We start from the raw sequence: 4,702 nt of genomic DNA on the forward strand, positions 1-4,702 counted from the left end.
CCGCCGTGCGCGAGGCCATCGCCGCCCATCCGGATCTGCCTGCCGACCTGCGTGATCTGCTGTGAGCGGCCGGGTGCCCACCGACCCGGACCACGTGGCCGCCGGACCCGGCGCGCCCGCCCTGCTGCTGGCGCTGCTCGGCGCGTACGGCGGCGACGTCATGCTGCCCCGGCCGTGTCCCGCCTGGTGGACGCCGCAGGTCCGGCTGCTGGGACGTCGGGCCTACCACGTACCCACCCCGGCCGAGTGCGGCGGCGTACCCGACCCTTACGCCCTGCTGGAGACCGTGCGCCGGGTCCGCGCCGAGGGCGGCGACCCGCGGGTGCTGCTGCTGTCCGTGGCGGACGACCCGACCGCGACCGTCCCGCCCCCCGAACTGCTCCGCGAGGCCTGCGAGGCCGCCGAGTCCGCCGGGCTGTTCGTCGTCAGCGACGAGACCTGGCGCGACACCGTCCACCGGCCGGTCCGCGGCCGCCTGGGCGGGCCGGGCACGGACGGCCCCGGCGGGCTCCGGGCCTCCCACGACCGGCTCGTCGTGCTCAGCCCCGCCGAGATGCTGCCGGACGACACCGCGGTGCTCCTGGACCTCTCCGGCGCGCTGCTGCCCGCCGGCTGGCCCGCCGCCGTGATCCGCTTCCCCGGCACCCCGCACGGCACCTGGCTGCGGGCCCGGACCCTGGACGTGCTCACCGCCACCGGCGGCTTCGTCGCCGGACCCGTCGCCGGGGCGGCCGCGCACGCCCTCGACGAGCCCGCGGCCGTCGCGGGACGCGCCACCGCGGCCGCCGCCCTGCACGGTGCCGTGGCCCGGGCCGCGCACCGGGAACTGCTGGCCGCCGGGGCGCTGGCCCGGCCCCCGCAGGCCGGCCGCCACCTCTACGCCGACCTGACGCCGCTGCGCTCGGGGCTCGCCCGGCAGGGCGTCGGCGACGCCATGGAACTGGAGGACTGGCTGGGCGGACGGCTCGGCGCGCCGACGCCCGGCGGGCAGCGGTTCGCGGACGAGACCGTCGCCCCGCGGGTCCGGCTGTCGACCGGACCGCTGCTCGGTGCCACCCCGCAGGAGCAGCTCGCGGCGCTCACGGCGACCGACCCCCTCGCACTGCCCCACGTACGGGACTCCCTGGCCCGGCTCCGGACGGTCCTGGCAGGGCTGTCCGACTGAGGCCCGCCCGCGACGCGAACCCGCCCGGACAGACCGCATGCCGCCGGTGAACGGAGACTTCTCGATGAGGGACCAGACGGACGCCCCCTCGGCTTCCCGGGCCGAGGTCGGGGCCGAGGCCGGGGCCGGCCCGGACGTCCCCCCGGCGGCCACACGGGCCGCTGCTGCTGCCGCTGCTGCTGCCGCTGCTGTTGCCGGCGTCCGGCCCGCCCGGCCGCGGCCGCTCGGCGAGCACCGGCTGTGGCCGCGCTCGTTCGCGGACCGGCTGACCACCCCGCTGCCGGGGCTGCGCGCGTTCGCCCGGCTCGCCCGCGAAGGCGCCTTCCGGCCCGGTCCCGAAGGGCTGCGCGGCATCCCCGACCTGCCGTACGCGCCCGCCCCGCTGCCCGCCGTGGCCGCCGGGACGGCGTCCGTCACCTGGGCCGGGCACGCCAGCTGGATCCTGCGGATCGGCGGGCTGACCGTGCTGACCGATCCCGTCTGGTCCCGGCGGATCCTCGGCACCCCGGCCCGGATGACCCCCGTCGGGGTGCGGTGGGAGGCACTGCCGCCGGTCGACGCCGTGGTGATCAGCCACAACCACTACGACCACCTCGACGCCCCCACCCTCAAACGCCTCCCGCGCACGACGCCGCTCTTCGTCCCGGCCGGTCTCGCGCGGTGGTGCCGGCGGCGGGGGTTCACCCGGGTCACCGAACTCGACTGGTGGGAGTCGGCCGAACTGGGCGGCGTACGGTTCGAGTTCGTACCGGCGCACCACTGGTCGAAGCGGTCGCTGATGGACGCGTGCCGGACGCTGTGGGGCGGCTGGATGCTCAGTGCCGCCGAGGGGCGGGGCGACGCCGCGAAGAAGGTCTACTTCGCGGGTGACACGGGCTACGGGCACTGGTTCGGCGAGATCGGGCGGCGGCACCCCGGCATCGATCTCGCGCTGCTCCCGATCGGGGCGTACGCCCCGCGGTGGTGGCTGCGGGATGTCCACGCGGATCCGGAGGAGGCGGTTCAGGCCTGCCTGGACGTGGGGGCGCGGCGGATGGCGCCCATGCACTGGGGGACCTTCGTGCTGTCGTCGGAGCCCGTGATGGAGCCGCTCCAGCGGGTGCGGGCCGCGTGGGCCCGTACCGGGCTGCCCCGGGAGCACCTCTGGGACCTTCCGGTCGGGGCGTCCCGGGCCCTGTAGCCGCCGACGGCTGCGGGCGGGCGGCCCTGCGGGGCCGTCCCCGACCCGCCCTTCCCCCGTTCCCCGGGCTGCGCCCGGACCCCCGCCGGGGCTGCGCCCGGACCCGTGCCGGGGCTTCGCCCCGGACCCTGGTCCTCGAACGCCGGACGGCTGGAAGCCGGATGCGCCGCTGTGTGGCAGACGCGTCCGCGGTGGCAGGCGGCGGCCGGCCAGGCTCAGCCTCGCAGGCGTTCGAGGCGCGGGGGTCCGGGGGCAGGGCCCGGCAACGGCTGCGCACGTGGGGCGGGTTCCGCGACCGGCCAGGTCAGCGGCGCCAGAGGGCCGGGGCCGCGCTGATGAGTACGGTGAGGGCGACCGCCACGGCCACGCCCTTCCAGGGCTCCGCGAAGAGGGAGCCGCCCACGATGCCGATCAGGCCGTAGGTCGCTGCCCAGGCCAGGCAGGCGGGTCCGCAGCCGCGGGCGAACCGGCGCAGGGGGAGCTCCGCGAGCAGGCAGGCCAGCATCACCGGGATGCGGCCGCCCGGCAGCAGGCGGGAGACCACCAGGACCAGTACGCCGTTCTCGTCGAGCTTGCGCTGCGCCTGGGCGAGGCGTTCGGGGGTCGCCCGCCGGCGCAGGGCTTCCAGCCGGCGCGAGCCGTTCCGCGAGTGCACCCCGCGCCGGCCCAGCCAGTACAGCGCCAGGTCCCCGACGAAGGCGGCCAGTGCGGACACCCCGAACACCAGCAACAGCCCGAAAGGCACGGAGTCCTGGTGGAACGCCACCACCGCCGCGGAGCTGACCAGCGCGCCCGTCGGAATCACCGGCACCAGCGCGCCCAGCGCCACCAGCACGAAGAGCATCGGGAGACCGACCGCCTGCTGGGTGGATTCCGGCGGGACCTGCGCGCCCGCCTCCGCGAGCTGGGACAGGGCCGTCACGGCAGCCGCACCCGTTCACCGTGCGCGGGCACCCGGACCGTCACCTTCGGCGCCTCCCGCCGCGCACACCGTACGAACTCCTCGCCCGGCGCGTGGAACTCGTGCGGCCGCACCATGTCCATCCCGATCGGCCAGTACGTACCCCAGTGCACCGGAACCGCCGCCGCGGGCGCCAGCAGGGCCAGCGCCCGCGCCGCACCCGCCGCGTCCAGGTGCCCGGGACCCAGGTAGGGCCCCCAGCCGCCCACGGGCAGCAGGGCCACGTCCACCGGCCCGACCTCGTCGGCCATCGCGTCGAACAGGCCGGTGTCCCCGGCGAAGTAGGTCCGCGACGAGCCCTCGATCACGTACCCGAGCGCGGGGGCGACCCGCGGTCCGAACGGCAGCCGCCGCCCGTCGTGCCGCGCGCCGACCGCCCGGACCCGTACGCCGCCGCCCCCTGCGCCGTCCCCCACGGCCACCGTGTCGCCCGGCACCAGCTCCGTGACCTCCAGCCCCCGCACCCCGGCTATCCGCGCCAGCCCCGGCACCGCGCCCGGCGCCCCGCGCGGCACCAGCAGCCGGGTCCCGCGCGCGAGGCGCGCCAGCGAGGGCACGTGCAGGTGGTCGGCGTGCAGGTGCGAGACGAGCACGGCGTCGGCGACCGCCGCCTCCGGCGGGGGCACCGCCCCGCGACGGCGCCGCAGGTGCGCCAGCCGGCGCGCGAAGAGCGGGTCCGTGAGCAGCCGGACACCGGAGTCCTCGACCGTGCACGTGGCGTGGCCCCACCAAGTGATGTCCACCGGCCCCTGATCCCCTCCCTGGTCCCGCATGCCACCGGGTCCCGTCCGAGCCTAAAGGCTGCCCGCCCGAAGCGCCCGGAACCGGGGAACCGGGCCTTCCCGCCCCCTCCTCCCCGGCGGCGGATCGGAGTAGGGTCGGGCGGCATGGATGAGCTGCGCGTGGCCGCGATCGCCAGCCTGGCCCCGCTGGAGGACCTGGACACGGATCCCTTCGCCGTCGACACCCGGAGCCAGCACGCCATGTGCGCCCGCTGGGCGGCCGACCGGGGCTACGTCGTGACCCGCCAGCTGTTCGTCTACGGGCTGCGCGCCGACCACTGCGGGCTGTGGAACGACATCGACGCCGGGCGCGTCGACCTGTTCGTCACCGCCAACCACCGGGTGCTGACCCGCGCGCTGCGCTCCGTGGGGGAGTTCACCGCGGAATGCGCCCGGCGCGGCGTACGGCTGGAAACCGCCGGTCTCGACGAGCCGCGCTACACCTCCGCGATGAAGGCCGAGGTGCACCGCCGGCTCTCCATGCCGACCGCCGGATACGACGGTACGTAGCCCCGGCACCCAGCCCCAGCCGAGGCCCCGGCACCCAGCCCCAGCCGGGGCCCCGGCGCCCGCCCCGGCCTCCGGCCGACGCCGGCGCCGCGCGCCCCCGCGCC

General features: G+C 77.5%; 5 protein-coding genes. 3 read left to right on the forward strand and 2 right to left on the reverse strand.

The genetic code is table 11. The features are described 5' to 3' along the window. Positions 1 to 73 precede the first annotated feature (73 nt). Entirely contained in the window at positions 74 to 1,165 is a 1,092-nt protein-coding gene (locus tag ABZY57_RS31935) for an aminotransferase class I/II-fold pyridoxal phosphate-dependent enzyme (RefSeq protein ID WP_356517904.1), read from the forward strand. A 64-nt stretch (positions 1,166 to 1,229) separates the two neighbouring features. Next, positions 1,230 to 2,345 carry an MBL fold metallo-hydrolase gene (locus tag ABZY57_RS31940; protein ID WP_356517906.1) on the forward strand — a complete coding sequence of 372 codons (1,116 nt, stop codon included), beginning with the start codon at positions 1,230 to 1,232 and terminating at the stop codon, positions 2,343 to 2,345. A gap of 304 nt (positions 2,346 to 2,649) precedes the next feature. On the opposite strand, the gene ABZY57_RS31945 is transcribed toward ABZY57_RS31940, so the two are convergent. Both ABZY57_RS31945 and ABZY57_RS31950 read right to left on the reverse strand, forming a co-directional pair. Continuing rightward, positions 2,650 to 3,189: a VTT domain-containing protein gene (locus ABZY57_RS31945; protein ID WP_356517912.1), complete on the reverse strand. Its 540-nt coding sequence runs from the start codon at positions 3,187 to 3,189 to the stop codon at positions 2,650 to 2,652. 74 nt (positions 3,190 to 3,263) lie between these two features. Beyond that, entirely contained in the window at positions 3,264 to 4,079 is an 816-nt protein-coding gene (locus ABZY57_RS31950) for an MBL fold metallo-hydrolase (RefSeq protein ID WP_356517908.1), read from the reverse strand. A gap of 114 nt (positions 4,080 to 4,193) precedes the next feature. Here ABZY57_RS31950 and ABZY57_RS31955 point away from each other — a divergent pair, with 114 nt between their 5' ends. After that, the gene (locus tag ABZY57_RS31955; protein ID WP_356517910.1) at positions 4,194 to 4,598 is read left to right on the forward strand and encodes a hypothetical protein; all 405 of its coding nucleotides are present in this window, start codon (positions 4,194 to 4,196) and stop codon (positions 4,596 to 4,598) included. Positions 4,599 to 4,702: the final 104 nt, after the last annotated feature.

It is taken from the genome of Streptomyces sp. NPDC006450 (assembly GCF_040612195.1).
Classification (GTDB): Bacteria; Actinomycetota; Actinomycetes; order Streptomycetales; family Streptomycetaceae; genus Streptomyces.

Coding starts and splice junctions, on each gene's coding strand:
- ABZY57_RS31940 (WP_356517906.1), top strand. CDS start 1,230: ATGAGGGACCAGACGGACGCCCCCTCGGCTTCCCGGGCCGAGGTCGGG.
- ABZY57_RS31945 (WP_356517912.1), bottom strand. CDS start 3,189: ATGCTCTTCGTGCTGGTGGCGCTGGGCGCGCTGGTGCCGGTGATTCCG.
- ABZY57_RS31950 (WP_356517908.1), bottom strand. CDS start 4,079: ATGCGGGACCAGGGAGGGGATCAGGGGCCGGTGGACATCACTTGGTGG.
- ABZY57_RS31955 (WP_356517910.1), top strand. CDS start 4,194: ATGGATGAGCTGCGCGTGGCCGCGATCGCCAGCCTGGCCCCGCTGGAG.